Here is a 13,046-nt window from a genome sequence, read left to right as displayed (position 1 = left end):
GCGCCGGAACGGCGTACTGTGAATGAGTTCCGCGCGCCACAGCATCCGCGCACACCGCACACCCCAGGAGGGTCCCCATGTCCCGTCGTCTCATCGCCGTCACGGCACTCGTCGTCGCCGCATCCGCGCTCACCGCCTGCAGCGGCTCCAGCGCGCCCGCCCAGAGCGGCTCCTCGAGCGAATCCGGATCCGAGTCCGGCGCCGACTTCGGACTCGTGAAGGACGGCACTCTCACGGTCGCCACCGAGGGCACGTACCGCCCGTTCAGCTTCCACGGCGACAACGGCACGGGGGATCTCACCGGTTACGACGTCGAGATCATCCAGGCCGTCGGCGACAAGCTGGGCCTCAAGGTCGAGTTCCAGGAGACGCAGTGGGATGCGATCTTCGCAGGCCTCGACGCCGGTCGCTTCGACGTGATCGCGAATCAGGTGACCATCAACGACGAGCGCGAGAAGAGCTACCTCTTCAGCACGCCGTACACGGTCTCGCCCGGCGTGATCGTGGTCAACGAGGACGACGACTCGATCAGCTCGTTCGCCGATCTCAAGGGCAAGACCTCGGCGCAGTCGCTGACCAGCAACTGGAACGACCTCGCCGTCGAGTCCGGCGCCACGGTCGAGGCCGTCGAGGGCTGGTCGCAGGCCGTCGCGCTGCTGCGCCAGGGTCGCGTCGACGCGACCATCAATGACAAGCTCACGTACCTCGACTACGAGACGACCGACGGCCCCACGGGACTGAAGGTCGCCGCCGAGACCGACGACGCGGGAAAGCAGGCCTTCGCGTTCACGAAGGACAAGAAGGCTCTGGTCGACGCGGTCGACGGGGCACTCGATGAGCTCCGGGCCGATGGCACCCTCGCCGAGATCAGCAAGAAGTACTTCGGCGAAGACGTCTCCGAGTAGATTCGTCGGATGGAAGCCTGGCAGCTGTTCCTGAACTCCCTCGGGCCGATCGCCCTAGGGGCGCTGCTGGGCACCATCCCTCTAGCGCTGGCCTCGTTCGCACTGGGACTGGTGATCGCGATCGGGATCGCGCTGATGCGCATCTCGGTGAACCCGGTGCTGTCGGCGATCGCGAGGTTCTACATCTCCGTCATCCGCGGCACGCCGCTGCTCGTGCAGCTGTTCGTGATCTTCTACGGCATGCCCGCAGTCGGCATCACGATCGATCCCTGGCCGAGCGCGATCATCGCCCTCTCCCTCAACGTCGGAGGCTATGGCGCCGAGATCGTGCGCGCGTCGATCCTCTCGGTCCCGAAGGGGCAGTGGGAGGCCGCGTACACCGTGGGTATGAACCGGACGCGCACGCTCACCCGGATCATCCTGCCGCAGGCGGCCAGGGTGTCGGTTCCGCCGCTGTCGAACACGTTCATCTCGCTCGTCAAGGACACATCTCTCGCCTCGACGATCCTCGTGACCGAGCTGTTCCGCGTGACGCAGCAGATCGCGGCCGCCTCGTATCAGGTCATGGTCGTGTACCTGACCGCCGCGCTGGTCTACTGGGTGATCTGCCTGGTGCTCTCCTCCGGGCAGGGTGCCATCGAGAGAAGGCTGGACAGTCGTGTCGCGCACTGATGGATCGGCGGCGCTGCTCGCGGCGACCGCCCTGCACAAGAGCTTCGGCAGCAACGAGGTGCTGCGCGGGATCGACCTGACGCTGCACCGCGGCGAGGTGGTGGTGCTGATCGGGCCCAGCGGTTCCGGCAAGACCACCGTCCTCCGCTCTCTGAACGGCCTGGAGACTCCCGACAGCGGCGTGATCGCCGTCGACGGCGGCCCGGAGATCGACTTCGCGGCGAAAGTGGCGCAGAAACAGCGCTTCGCGCTCCGCGACAGCTCGGCGATGGTGTTCCAGCATCACAACCTCTTCCCGCACCTCACGGTTCTCGAGAACGTGATCGAGGGGCCGTGGCGCGTGCAGCGCCGCCCCAAGGACGAGGTCGTCGCTGAGGCGCTCGTGCTCCTCGAACGGGTCGGCCTGGCTGACAAGGCGGATGCCAGGCCCCATCAGCTCTCCGGCGGGCAGCAGCAGCGCGTCGGCATCGTCAGGGCGCTCGCGCTCAAGCCGGATCTGCTGCTGTTCGACGAGCCGACCAGCGCCCTGGATCCCGAGCTCGTGGGCGAGGTGCTGCTCGTGATCAAGGAGCTCGCCGATGAGGGCTGGAGCATGGTCGTCGTCACGCACGAGCTGAGCTTCGCGCGTGAGGCCGCGGATCATGTGCTCTTCATGGACGGCGGAGTGGTTGTCGAAGAAGGAGCGCCGGAGCAGATCTTCGAGGCTCCGCGCGAAGAGAGGACGCAGAGGTTCCTGAAGCGGATCCTGCGCCCCCTCGACGGCGCCTGACCGGCATCAGCCGCCGAGCACCGGCACGACCAGCGAGATCGCCAGCGCGATCATGACCACCGCGATGATGGCATCGAGGATGCGCCATGACCGGGGAGTGCGCAGCCAGCGGCCGAGATGACGCGCACCGAAGCCGAGGGCCGTGAACCACAGGATGCTGGCGGCGATCGCCCCGGCCGCGAACAGCCAGCGTTCTGCGCCGTGGGTCGCCGCGATCGAGCCGAGCATCAGGACGGTGTCGAGGTACACGTGCGGGTTGAGCCAGGTCAGTGCGAGCGTCGTGAGGACCACGGGCGCGAGACGGGTGCGGGTGAGCGTCGCGGAGGACCCTCGCGGAGCGGATGCCGCGGCATCCGCCGAACCGACCTCGAGCTCCTCGCCGCCTCGCCATGCCCGCCGTGCGGCGAGCACGCCGTAGCTGAGCAGGAACAGCGCGCCGGCCCAGCGCGCCACGACGACCAGCCAGGGTGCGGCGGCGATGACGAAGCCGAGGCCGGCGACGCCCGCGATGATGAGCGCAGCGTCGGAGAGCGCGCAGATGGCCACGACCGCGAGCACGTGCTCGCGGCGGATGCCCTGGCGCAGCACGAACACGTTCTGTGCGCCGATCGCGACGATGAGGGAGAGGCCGAGCCCGAGGCCGGCGAGAACGGTGAGCATGAGTCCACGCTAGGAAGTCGTGTGCATAAGCACCAGCGAGGGTTTCTTATCAGGCGTTAGCATGGCTTAAGTGAGGATCGACCCGGAACTGGCTGCTACTATCGCTGCGGTCGTCGACGAGGGCAGCCTCGACGCGGCATCCCGCAGGCTGCGCATCACGCCCTCGGCCGTGAGTCAGCGACTGAAGGCACTGGAGCAGCAGCTCGGCCGCGTGCTGCTCGTGCGCTCCAAGCCGGTGCGGCTGACGGAATCGGGTGAGGCCGTGGTGCGGCTCGCCCGCCAGATCGCGCTGCTCGAGCACGACGCGCTGTCACGTCTCGGTCTCGAGGCCGTCGGTGCACGCATCAGCATCCCGCTGGCGGTGAACGCCGACTCGATGGCGACCTGGTTCCTGCCTCCTCTTGCGCGGCTCTCGGCCGCACACGACATCGACTTCGATCTGCACCGCGACGATCAGAACTTCACCGCACGTCTGCTCGAGTCCGGCACGGTGATGGCAGCGGTCACGAGCGAGGCAGCCCCGGTCGCCGGATGCTCGGTGTCGCCTCTGGGCGTACTCGAGTACCGGGCGATGGCCGAGCGTGGCTACGCAGACCGCTGGTTCGCGGACGGCGCGAGCCGCGAGGCGCTGCGACGAGCGCCGTTCGTCGACTTCGACCGGCGGGACGCTCTGCAGCACGAGTGGCTAGAGGCGATGGGAGTGCCGCACCACGGCGTGCCCCGCCACTACGTGCCGGCGTCGCACGACTACGCACTGGCTGTGCAGATCGGGCTCGGGTGGGGGATGGTGCCGGTGCTGCAGGAGTCCGCCGGCCTCGTCCCGCTCGGCGGGCCGACGCTGCAGGTGGCGCTGCACTGGCAGCAGTGGAACCTGCGATCGTCTCTGCTCGATGCGATCGCCGCAGAGATTGCCGCAGAGGCGAGGCGCGTGCTGCGGTAGCTGCCGTCGTGCTCAGGGGAGCGAGACGGGGCCGGCGGATGCGGTGCCGAGGTTCACGCTGATGGGACGGGCGCCGTCGAGGATGCCGATCCGCAGGGCGGTGACCTTGTACTCCGCGGTCGAGGTGCTCGTCGCGGGGATGAACGACGTCGCGGGAGGTGACCCGGGTTCATCGGGCTGCACGTTCACGTACAACGAGAAGATCGGCTGGAGGGTGCTGAACACGAGCGCCACCGCGTTGGCGACCACCGGAACGCCGACGGCGAGGGTGGTGTCGAGCGTGGTGATCGTCGCGTAGATGTCGTCGACCAGGCTTTTGATGACGGAGACAAGCGCCGCCTGCAGGGGAGTCAGCACGGCAAGGATGCTGGATATTACCGCGGCAAGCAGGGCGTTGTTCTGGTTGAGCAGGGTCACGGAGACACCTGCCGCGATCAACGCCCCGTTGTTGGCATGTAGCGCGCCGAGATCGGCATTGATGGCGATGCTGATGTTCGCGACTGTGATGCCCAACGCCTTGACTGACGCGGCGACCGATATCGATACGTGGGTGGAATTCGCCGCGGCGGTCAAAGCGCTGATGACCTGGGCGCGCCAGGAGGAGACAAGGTTCGTGACCCGTGCGCCGATGTCGCTCAGAACTGCAGGAGTAAGAAGAAACTGACTGTTCGGGCTGAGATTGTTGAGCTGGCCAGCACCGTTGAGCAGCTTGGCGAGGTTGACCTGGATGAGCCCTGTTCTCGGACTCAGAGTGACGATGCCGTCCGCATCGGAAAAGTCGTTCAGCAAGCTCGACACTGAGGCGGCCACGTTCGGGATATTCGTGACGGATACGTTTGTGCCGGCAGTGGTCACGCTCAAGATCGCGAGATCCGCGCTGATGCCTCCCAGCACGCCGTTGATGCCATCGAGAAGCGCTTTCTGTAGTCCGTTGAGCTTGGTCTGCAGCTGGCCCACGGAGGTGTCGACCTGCGTCACAAGACCTGCCAGTGCCGGCGACGTCAGCGTCAGATCGAGGTTCGCGATGTCATAGTCGCGTGTGACCGCGTTCGGCGCCGCGGGAATGTCCCACGTCGCCTGCCGCAGGACGTCGCATCCGTCGACGCGTGACAGCGCCGACACCGCGCCGATGTCGAGCGAGACATCCGCCATGTTGGAGCCGATGGCGCTGCCGAGCACGCTCTTGAGGCTGATCGACCCGTTGCTCGGCGGCGTCGACGCGCCGTAGTCCCCGATCGTGGCGATGCCCGATTGATTCGTCACCGCTCCCGTCGCACCCGTGGCGATGCCGGTCGGCCGCACCTGGGAGTACTGCGCGAGCGTGCCGACGGCCAGGCTCGGCGGGGTCGGTACATCGACTGTGGGAAGGAAGACTCCGACCAGCGGAGACAGCACGCCCACGTTCAGCGATGTCGCCCTCGTGAAGGTCGTCGTGGATGTCGGATCGAGGTCGTGCGCTCCCGGCGTCGGGGCGTACGTCTCGTTCAGCGCGGCGTCGATCTTGTTGTTCACGCCGCGCACGGCGGCGAGCGTGTCGAGGTCCGTGCCGAGCAGCGTGCCGCTGACCTGGCGTCCGGCAGCCTGGGTCGTGAAACCGGTGGTGGTGCCGCAGTCGAGTGAGGTCGTGCCGAGCGGTTCGGTGTGAGCCCACTCCTGATCCGTCCAGCTCGCGAGAGAGGAAGACGTCATGAACGGCACCGCGAGGATCGCGATGGCCCCGGCGGCGAGCCACGTGCGGGTGCGTCTCACGACATGGCCTCCTTCGATGCCTCTGCCGGGCGGCGCAGCATCCGCAGTCCTGCCCCGACGCCGGCGGCAGCGAGTGCGGCGATGAGCAGCTGCAGCATGGCGGTGCCGTCGGCTCCGGTCGTCGCAAGCGCGGAGCCCGGGCCCGGTACCGGAGCGGCATCCGTCCTGACGGCCGTCAGCCCGACCCCGACCGTGGAGCCCAGCCCCTGCAGGGTCGCGTCATCGCCGTCGAGACGCGCGGTGACGAGCATGTACTGCGCCGAGCCTGCGGCGAGGTCGACCAGGTAGGTGGTGGCCGATGCCACGGTCGGTGCCAGCGTGACGGCACCGCCCGGCGCCGAGCACGACGGAGCGCCGGCGGCGAGGCCCGACCATTCGGCCAGGCACTGCCGGAAGGTGAGGCGGAGACCGTCCGGATGCTGCGCGAGAGAACCCGAGGAGGTGATCTCGACGGACAGCGTCGCGGGGCCTGACGGATCGTCGTGTGCGGCTCTGATCTCCCAGAAGCCGTTGTCGCCAGGGGAGAGCGCGAGAGGCTGGTCCAGGGCCAGCTGCTGCACGCCATGCGCATCGCTCGAGACCCAGGGCGAGGTCTCGAGTGTCAAGCGGCCGGCGGTCGACTGCTGCGGATCGGCGAAGAAGGGAGCCGCCTGTGCGGCAGCCGCACCGATGGACACGGCGCCCGTGCACGCGGACACGACGATGAGAGCGGCGCCGGTTAAGCGGCGCATGTGCGTGCGGAGAACCGGCACGGTCATCTCCTCCCTGGCCACAGCACCCACAGGACCGCGCCGGCGAGGACGACGCCGAGAATCGCGAGTCCCGCAGGAGAGGTCATCGCCGAGAGCGCGATGCCGAGCCCCGGGATCGCGAAGAGCATGATCCCCGCTCGCGAGACGACGTAGGAGTCCGCGTCATCCGTATCGTTCGCGTCGCCGCGCAGGGTCAGAGCGCGCTCCGCCGCGCTCGCCGCGTCGTCGATGCCGACGATGCGATGCGTCACCAGCTGACCGTCGTGAGCACGCGGGACGCTGACGACATCACCGACGGCGAGGTCTGCGGCATCCGTGGTCCTCTCGATCACGGCCGTCCCCGGCGGCATCGCCGGGGACATCGAGCCCGTGGTCAGGATCACCAGGTGAAGCCCGAAGATCCACGACGCGAGCAGCCAGGCGATGGCGATGGCGCCGATGATGCCGAGCAGCCACACCAGGGCGTTCTGGATCGCGGGGAGGACGGAGCCGCGCCGGCGCGGGCGTGATGAGCGATCACGCCCGCGCGGCTCCTGGTCGACCTCGCGATCGCGCAGCGATTCTGCGGTCGAGGTCATGATGGTTCTGATCAGTCGGAGACGGCGTCGAACTTCCACGCGGGCGCGATGCTGCGGCCCATGTAGTCGTCGACCGTGATGCCGGTGGGCAGAGTGCCGGGAACGGTGAACGTCAGCTCGAAGCAGTAGAAGTTCACATCTCCCGCATCCGCCGCATAGGTCTGCGCCGCGTTGCCTGAGGCCGTGCCCAGGTCGCCGCTGGCGATCGTGGTGTTGCCGGTGCCGCCGAACGTGGCTGCGTTGCAGGCCTTGGTCGCCGTGACGTCGGCGCCGTTCCAGGTCGCGACCCGGAGATCGGTGGCGTTCCACAGATGTCCGCCGGCGTCGGCGACGGTCACCCCGTTCGCCGCGACCGCGGACGCCAGCGTCGCCTCGCCGCCCAGCGAGCCGACCTTGGACCGCAGTGCGACCAGCGCATACGTCGCGTCTCCGGGGGTCAGATCTGTCAGCGTGAACGTGACACCGTTGCCCGGGTTGGCCTCGAAATCGGCCCAGGTGACTGTGGCGGGAGCTGTCCCGGCCGCGGGGAGTGCGACCTGCTCGAGCTCGAACGTCGAGGTCGTGATGCCGGGTCCTCCGGTGCCGTCGCTGGCGAACAGCCACTCGGTGTCGTTCCAGGCTGCGAGGCTCAGGGTGGCTCCCACCCCTGCCACGGCGGCCGCCGCGACGATCGCGATGACCTTCCGTGCCTTGTTGTTCTTCATGGCGCGGCGCGCTCGTCTCGGTTCCATACCGTCCCCCTCAGGACATGTGGTGAAGAGGCCGTGGGTAGGGGCCTCGTGTCATTCGTAATGCATCGCGGCCCGGGTGTCTAGGAACATCGGAATATTGGTCATATCGGAATATTTATCGTCGCCCAATCGTGACCAGGGCTTCTTGTGAACAGGCTCCGAGAGGGTGATGATGGCGAACGAGGCGGATGCCGGTCGCTTGAGGGGGTGGCCGTTCCCCAGACGCACTCCGTCTCGCTCACCGGAATTCCTGAGGGGGAATCTCACATGACGACAACGGCAAACCAGCGCAAGGTGCTCGCGATCCTCGCGGGCGGACTCGTGCTCGGCATCGGCACGGCGGTCACGCTCGCTGCGTGGAACGACTCCGAATTCGCGAACGGCACGTTCACGGCCGGAGCGTTCAACCTCGAGGGCTCGGCGACCTCGGCCGCAGCAGGCTGGGGCGAGCACGCCGCGGCTCCGGGTGCCGCGCTCACATTCACGCTTCCCCTGGCAGGCAACCTGTCGCCCACCGACACGGTCTACGCCCCGTTCTGGGTGCGCCTGGACTCCACCACGACCAGCGACGCGACCGTGACGACATCGCTCGAGTCCGGTACGGGAGCCAACGCGACGAACATCTCGTACGCGGTGTATGCGCTCGACGAGGCCGACGCGTGCGACGGTTCCGCGACGACCAACGGCACGCTTCTTCTGTCTGGCAGCACGCTGTCGGCATCGACCGCCGGTGCGACGTTCGACCTCGCCCACGGCACGGGTGTCGCGGGCGCTGCGCAGAAGGTGTGCTTCATCGCCACCGCGGGTGCAGGCCTGACCGAAGGCGGCGCGGCGACCGGCGTCTGGGAGTTCGCGGCCGAATCGAACTGAGCGTGAGATGAACACCCGCAGGCAGCTGCGGGACGCCAGGCGATTGCGTTCCCGTCGGATACGAGCCCTCCTCGCGGGCGGGCTCGTGCTCGGCGTGGGCGCCGCCGCGACGTTGGCCGCGTGGAACGACTCCGAGTTCGGATCGGGCAGCTTCACAGCCGGCACGTTCAACATCGTCGGCGCCACGGATGGCGCGACGTTCAGCCAGCATCCGACTTCTCCAGGCGCAACGCTCTCGTTCGCCCTCCCGACGACGGCCGGAGCCATGACGCCGGGCGACAAGGTCTATGCGCTCTTCAGCGTCAAGACCGTGACCCCGTCGATGGCGGGCACTGTCCAGCTCAAGGCGGCCTCGGGCAACGCCTCGGGTCTCGGCGCGCAACTCACCTACACGGTGAAGACCGTGTCGACGACGAACGGGTGCACCGCCGCGAACTGGGCGAGCATCCCCGTGACGACCGGACTTCCATCCGGCGCCGCGCTGACGGTCGGGGCGACGAGCACGCAGGTGCTGAACAAGGACGGCGGAAACCAGATCAACTACTGCTTCGAGTTCGTGATGAACGTCGGTGCTCCCACGACGGTCCAGGGAACCTCCCAGACGGCGACCTGGGAGCTCGCGGCGACCTCGACTCCGTGAGACGGAGCCTGCGATGAGCGAGACCCTGACCAGGAGGGCGCTGCGGGAACAGCACAGTCCCGACGATGCAGCGGCAACCGTATCCGCTTCTTCGCGGCGCGGCCCCGCCAAGGTGCTCGCCGACCTGCTGCTGTGGATCGCCGCGATCAGCGGCGTCATCTGCATCGTGCTCGTGATCCTCGCCTACACCGCGGGGATCACGCTGATCATGTTCAAGACGGGGTCGATGTCGCCGACGATTCCGGCGGGCTCCGTGGCGGTGGTGCAGCGGATCCCGGCATCCGAGATCGAGGTCGGCGATGTCGTCACGGTCGACCGGGAAGGAGAGCTGCCGATCACGCACCGCGTCACCTCGATCACCGACGGGGCGACCCCGGCACAGCGCGTCATCACCATGAAAGGCGATGCGAACGCGCTCGAGGATCCGGCTCCGTACACGGTGACGTCGGGGCGTATCGTGCTGTTCTCGGTGCCCGGCATCGCGACGATCATCGTGGGGATGGGCAACCCCTTCGTACTGGGAGGCATCACCGTCGCCGCGGCAGTGCTGGTCGTGTGGGCGTTCTGGCCGAGGGAGAGGGGGCGCAGATGAGGCGCGCTCTCATGGCTGCGGGGCTCGTGGTGCTCGCCCTGCTGCCGACTCAGCCCGCATGGGCTGCGCCGACGACGCAGGTCGTGCAGGGGCGCGTCCTGCGCCTGGTGTCGGTGGCCGACTGGGATGCTGCGGGATCTCTTCTCCCGGGTGAGCCCGTGCAGTGGGACGTCGTCGTCAGCGCAGACGCGCCAGACCCCGGCATCGTGACGATCGGCGTGAGTGCGACAGGGAGCGCGGATCTCGTCGTGGACGCGAGGCTCTGCATGCAGGAGTGGACGGCGAGCGGATGCCCCGGCGGAGCGACCGTGCTGCGCTCGGGGTGGCGCATCCCGCGCGATGGATCCGAGTTCGAGCTCACGCGGATGGCTGACACCGAGACGGCCCACGTGCGCTTTTCGATGGCGCTCGCCGCAGGTGGCGAGGATGGGCGGACCGACGTGCGCGTGCACGCGTCGGGGGCGGGGGAATCTGCGGTGGTCGGGCCGGAAGGAGGACTCGCGACGACGGGAATGTCGCCAGTCGTGTTCTGGGTTCTCGGCGCCGGCGCCGTACTGCTGGTCTTGGGTGGAGCGCTTGTCGTCGTGCGGCGGCACTCCCGGAGCGACGGAGACGACTCGTGAACCGGCGTCAGTGGATCGGGGGACTGGCGGGGCTCGCGCTGCTGGTCGGGCTGGGCGTCGCTCCGCCCGTGCAGCAGACGCAAGCCGCGTGGGTCGACTCCGAGTACGGATCGGGGGCGTTCACGGCGGGGACCCTGGTCACACCCGTGATCTCGAGCTGCACCGTGCAGAACAATGGCCTGGGCATCTTTCAGAGCGTCACGCTCGTGTGGACGGCTCCCTACCCGCTGACCGGACAGAAGCTGACTGCGACGTCCGGCACGAACACCGGGACGGTGACGTCCGGGATCACGGTGACAGGACCTTCGAGCGGAACCTATACATACACCGCCGTCCTCAGCCAGGCCCTTCTCACGAGTCTGGTGACGAACCTCCTCGGCAGCACGACGACGTTGACAGTCACCAGCATCGCGGGCACGGCGTGGACATCACCGACCGCGACTCGAAAACTGACGATCGGTCTTGCCGGGCTGGGCGCGACCTGCGTGGCGTAGGCCCGTCAGTCCGCGAGCGCCAGTGCCCGGAACGCGTCGCGCTCGCGCAGCTGCTCCCGGCGGCTGGCGACGGCATCCATCGTCCTGCTCGGCACCTGCTGGCCGGTGGTCCGGCGGTAGAGCTCGTCGATCAGTGCGGTCGCGAGACTGACGAGTTTGCCGATCTCGCGGTCGTCACGGTCGATCCACACGCACTTCGGCTCGTCGTGCACGGGCGAGAAGTCGACGTGCTCCTCCCACACGAACAGGGTGCGCTCGGCGCCCAGCACGTGCTGCTGCCACCACACCTGTCGCAAGTAGGTGCGGGGGATGCCGCGGAACGGCTTGTTGGTGGTCTTGATCTCGGCAAGCCTGATGCGTCCATCTGCGTCGACCGCGATCCCGTCGGGAGTAGCGAGGTGGCGGTGCTCGACCTCGGCCCGGAACAGCGCGGATGACGGCATGATCCCGTGTGTGGCGGCCACCCAGGCGGCGATCTCGGGTTCACGGCGGCGGCCGTGGTCGGTGTAGGCGTTGCCGCCGAAGCGCGGCCCGCCGCCGAGCTTGGAGTCGGCAGCGCGCGCGATCGACTTCTCACTCGTGAGCCCCGCGACGTCGGTCGCCGTGATCCCGCGCGAGCGCGCCCGCATCCACGCGACGCGGTCGCGGGAGTCCGCCACGATGCGCGCCTGGAGTTCGGGATTCACCCTTCGACCCTAACCCCGGCATCCGACCCCGCAGTCCCGCACACGCCGCCGTCCGGCATCCGCAGCCCGGCTCAGGCTGGTCCCGCGGTGTTCCCGTCCGCTCCGTCCGATCCGGCCGACGCCCCACATGCCCGTCCACGCCCTACCTGCGAGTCGTCTCCCAGCTGGGGCGTCGCAGCGCAGGTGGGGCGTCGTGTCGAGAGTTCTCCTGCACATCTTCGGCTTCGAGCTAAGTCGGCCCGGAGCCTGGGGAGAGCCCGGAATCCGGGATCTCCATGCAGGAGGATCGGCGCATGCCGAAGACGATCGACATCGCGGGCGCCCGGGCGTTGCTGCACACCCGTGGCGAGCTGATGGAGCGCGGCCTGACCGAGCGCCAAGTGCGTGGACTCGTCGAGACGAAGACACTTCGCAAGGTGCGCCGGGGCCGATACATCTTCGCGGACGACTGGAACAGCCTGTGGAATGAGGGGCGCCACCTTGTCGAAGTCGTGGCGGCACATCTCAACTCCGAGGGGTCCGGGCTCGTGTTCTGGGGTCCGTCGGCCGCCGTCATCCACGCGCTTCCCCTCTATCGACACGCACCCGACGTGGTGCATGTTGCGACAACCGACGCCCGGCATGGCCGCGCACGCGCGAAGATCAGGTGGCACAACGTGGCGGTCAGTGAGATCGACATCATCGAGATCGACGGCATCATGTGCACCACGATCGATCGGACGGTACTCGACCTTGCTCGTTCGCTGAAACCGGAGGCTGCGATCTCCGCCGCGGATGCTGCTTTGCACGCCTACGCGACAACCGGCAGCGTGCACAACGAAGATCTGGCGCGGCAGTGGCGCGAGCGGATGCAGGATCGAGCAGAGCGCCTTCATGGACGTGGCATTCGTCAGGCGCGACGGGTGATCGCGTTCGCCGACGGCCGGGCGCAATCGCCGGGAGAAAGCGTCAGTCGGCTGCACCTCAGTCGGTTGGGTTTTACCAACTACGACATTCAGATACACGTCGTCGGTGCGGCGGGCAACGACTACTGGTTGGACTTCGGGTTCCTCGGTGCGCGGTGCTTCGGCGAGTTCGACGGCAAGGACAAGTACGTCGACGAGGTGATGACGCGTGGCCGCACGACGCAGGAGGTCATCCTTGCCGAGAAACGCCGTGAGGACGACATTCGCGGAGTGACCGGGTGGCGGACCGCCAGGTGGGGCTCCTCTGACATCGCCACGGTCGATGTCTTCGGTGACAGGCTTGCGGCTTTCGGCATCCGCCCGCCCGGTTGATCGACGCCCCATCTGCCCGTCCGCGCCCCATCTGGGAGACGTCTGTCAGATGGGGCATCGACGGCCAGGTGGGGCGTCGATGCCCCATCTGGGAGACGTCTGTCAGAT

At 68.0% G+C, this 13,046-nt stretch carries 16 protein-coding genes; 10 read left to right on the top strand and 6 right to left on the bottom strand.

From position 1 onward, the window contains the following. Nucleotides 1-77: 77 nt before the first annotated feature. The 3 genes from RS84_RS02340 to RS84_RS02330 are packed head-to-tail and all read left to right on the top strand — an operon-like array spanning nt 78 to nt 2,346. Nucleotides 78-905, top strand: a complete 828-nt coding sequence (locus tag RS84_RS02340) for an amino acid ABC transporter substrate-binding protein (RefSeq protein ID WP_045256168.1) — start codon at nt 78-80, stop codon at nt 903-905. A 9-nt stretch (nt 906-914) separates the two neighbouring features. Continuing rightward, entirely contained in the window at nt 915-1,577 is a 663-nt protein-coding gene (locus tag RS84_RS02335; RefSeq protein ID WP_045256167.1) for an amino acid ABC transporter permease, read from the top strand. Then, the gene (locus RS84_RS02330; RefSeq protein WP_045256166.1) at nt 1,564-2,346 is read left to right on the top strand and encodes an amino acid ABC transporter ATP-binding protein; all 783 of its coding nucleotides are present in this window, start codon (nt 1,564-1,566) and stop codon (nt 2,344-2,346) included. The genes RS84_RS02335 and RS84_RS02330 overlap by 14 nt, the downstream gene beginning before the upstream one ends. Before the next feature lie 6 nt (nt 2,347-2,352). Here RS84_RS02330 and RS84_RS02325 read toward each other — a convergent pair whose 3' ends face one another. Then, nucleotides 2,353-3,006: a LysE/ArgO family amino acid transporter gene (locus RS84_RS02325; RefSeq protein WP_045256165.1), complete on the bottom strand. Its 654-nt coding sequence runs from the start codon at nt 3,004-3,006 to the stop codon at nt 2,353-2,355. 70 nt (nt 3,007-3,076) lie between these two features. Here RS84_RS02325 and RS84_RS02320 point away from each other — a divergent pair, with 70 nt between their 5' ends. Further along, nucleotides 3,077-3,946, top strand: coding sequence for a LysR family transcriptional regulator ArgP (locus RS84_RS02320; RefSeq protein WP_045256164.1), 870 nt, complete (start codon nt 3,077-3,079; stop codon nt 3,944-3,946). A 12-nt stretch (nt 3,947-3,958) separates the two neighbouring features. Here RS84_RS02320 and RS84_RS02315 read toward each other — a convergent pair whose 3' ends face one another. From RS84_RS02315 to RS84_RS02300, 4 genes are read right to left on the bottom strand one after another with little or no spacing between them, the layout of a single operon-like run. Beyond that, on the bottom strand, nt 3,959-5,695 hold the full coding sequence (locus RS84_RS02315; RefSeq protein WP_045256163.1) for a choice-of-anchor G family protein: 1,737 nt from the start codon (nt 5,693-5,695) through the stop codon (nt 3,959-3,961). Beyond that, nucleotides 5,692-6,447 carry a hypothetical protein gene (locus RS84_RS02310; protein WP_152641735.1) on the bottom strand — a complete coding sequence of 252 codons (756 nt, stop codon included), beginning with the start codon at nt 6,445-6,447 and terminating at the stop codon, nt 5,692-5,694. Before RS84_RS02310 ends, RS84_RS02315 begins: the two co-directional genes overlap by 4 nt. Nucleotides 6,448-6,449: 2 nt before the next feature. After that, entirely contained in the window at nt 6,450-7,025 is a 576-nt protein-coding gene (locus tag RS84_RS02305; RefSeq protein ID WP_052676181.1) for a S26 family signal peptidase, read from the bottom strand. 11 nt (nt 7,026-7,036) lie between these two features. Next, nucleotides 7,037-7,756, bottom strand: a complete 720-nt coding sequence (locus tag RS84_RS02300; protein WP_045256161.1) for a hypothetical protein — start codon at nt 7,754-7,756, stop codon at nt 7,037-7,039. A gap of 267 nt (nt 7,757-8,023) precedes the next feature. Between RS84_RS02300 and RS84_RS02295 the strand changes: the two genes are divergently transcribed. The 5 genes from RS84_RS02295 to RS84_RS02275 are packed head-to-tail and all read left to right on the top strand — an operon-like array spanning nt 8,024 to nt 10,975. Next, the gene (locus tag RS84_RS02295; RefSeq protein ID WP_045256160.1) at nt 8,024-8,626 is read left to right on the top strand and encodes a SipW-dependent-type signal peptide-containing protein; all 603 of its coding nucleotides are present in this window, start codon (nt 8,024-8,026) and stop codon (nt 8,624-8,626) included. Between the two features lie 7 nt (nt 8,627-8,633). Beyond that, on the top strand, nt 8,634-9,266 hold the full coding sequence (locus tag RS84_RS02290) for a SipW-dependent-type signal peptide-containing protein (RefSeq protein ID WP_045256159.1): 633 nt from the start codon (nt 8,634-8,636) through the stop codon (nt 9,264-9,266). 13 nt (nt 9,267-9,279) lie between these two features. Beyond that, nucleotides 9,280-9,858, top strand: a complete 579-nt coding sequence (locus RS84_RS02285; RefSeq protein ID WP_045256158.1) for a signal peptidase I — start codon at nt 9,280-9,282, stop codon at nt 9,856-9,858. Next, complete coding sequence (locus RS84_RS02280; RefSeq protein WP_152641734.1) at nt 9,855-10,481, top strand: hypothetical protein; 627 nt, start codon at nt 9,855-9,857, stop codon at nt 10,479-10,481. Before RS84_RS02285 ends, RS84_RS02280 begins: the two co-directional genes overlap by 4 nt. Continuing rightward, on the top strand, nt 10,478-10,975 hold the full coding sequence (locus tag RS84_RS02275) for a hypothetical protein (RefSeq protein WP_045256156.1): 498 nt from the start codon (nt 10,478-10,480) through the stop codon (nt 10,973-10,975). The genes RS84_RS02280 and RS84_RS02275 overlap by 4 nt, the downstream gene beginning before the upstream one ends. 5 nt (nt 10,976-10,980) lie before the next feature. Here the strand turns inward: RS84_RS02275 and RS84_RS02270 are convergent, their stop codons facing one another. Next, nucleotides 10,981-11,661, bottom strand: a complete 681-nt coding sequence (locus tag RS84_RS02270; protein WP_045256155.1) for a YqaJ viral recombinase family protein — start codon at nt 11,659-11,661, stop codon at nt 10,981-10,983. A gap of 293 nt (nt 11,662-11,954) precedes the next feature. On the opposite strand from RS84_RS02270, the gene RS84_RS02265 reads away from it, so the two are divergent. Further along, nucleotides 11,955-12,938, top strand: coding sequence for a hypothetical protein (locus tag RS84_RS02265; protein ID WP_052676179.1), 984 nt, complete (start codon nt 11,955-11,957; stop codon nt 12,936-12,938). Nucleotides 12,939-13,046: the final 108 nt, after the last annotated feature.

It is taken from the genome of Microbacterium hydrocarbonoxydans, from assembly GCF_000956475.1.
Taxonomy (GTDB): Bacteria; Actinomycetota; Actinomycetes; order Actinomycetales; family Microbacteriaceae; genus Microbacterium; species Microbacterium hydrocarbonoxydans_A.
Note: the sequence above shows the minus strand (reverse complement) of the source record. Positions and strands in the feature narration are given on the sequence as shown.

What these genes read in the sequence shown, in the direction of transcription:
- RS84_RS02340 (WP_045256168.1), top strand. Translation starts at nt 78, where the DNA reads ATGTCCCGTCGTCTCATCGCCGTCACGGCACTCGTCGTCGCCGCATCC.
- RS84_RS02300 (WP_045256161.1), bottom strand. Translation starts at nt 7,756, where the DNA reads ATGGAACCGAGACGAGCGCGCCGCGCCATGAAGAACAACAAGGCACGG.
- RS84_RS02295 (WP_045256160.1), top strand. Translation starts at nt 8,024, where the DNA reads ATGACGACAACGGCAAACCAGCGCAAGGTGCTCGCGATCCTCGCGGGC.
- RS84_RS02290 (WP_045256159.1), top strand. Translation starts at nt 8,634, where the DNA reads ATGAACACCCGCAGGCAGCTGCGGGACGCCAGGCGATTGCGTTCCCGT.
- RS84_RS02280 (WP_152641734.1), top strand. Translation starts at nt 9,855, where the DNA reads ATGAGGCGCGCTCTCATGGCTGCGGGGCTCGTGGTGCTCGCCCTGCTG.
- RS84_RS02285 (WP_045256158.1), top strand. Translation starts at nt 9,280, where the DNA reads ATGAGCGAGACCCTGACCAGGAGGGCGCTGCGGGAACAGCACAGTCCC.
- RS84_RS02325 (WP_045256165.1), bottom strand. Translation starts at nt 3,006, where the DNA reads ATGCTCACCGTTCTCGCCGGCCTCGGGCTCGGCCTCTCCCTCATCGTC.
- RS84_RS02335 (WP_045256167.1), top strand. Translation starts at nt 915, where the DNA reads ATGGAAGCCTGGCAGCTGTTCCTGAACTCCCTCGGGCCGATCGCCCTA.
- RS84_RS02305 (WP_052676181.1), bottom strand. Translation starts at nt 7,025, where the DNA reads ATGACCTCGACCGCAGAATCGCTGCGCGATCGCGAGGTCGACCAGGAG.
- RS84_RS02265 (WP_052676179.1), top strand. Translation starts at nt 11,955, where the DNA reads ATGCCGAAGACGATCGACATCGCGGGCGCCCGGGCGTTGCTGCACACC.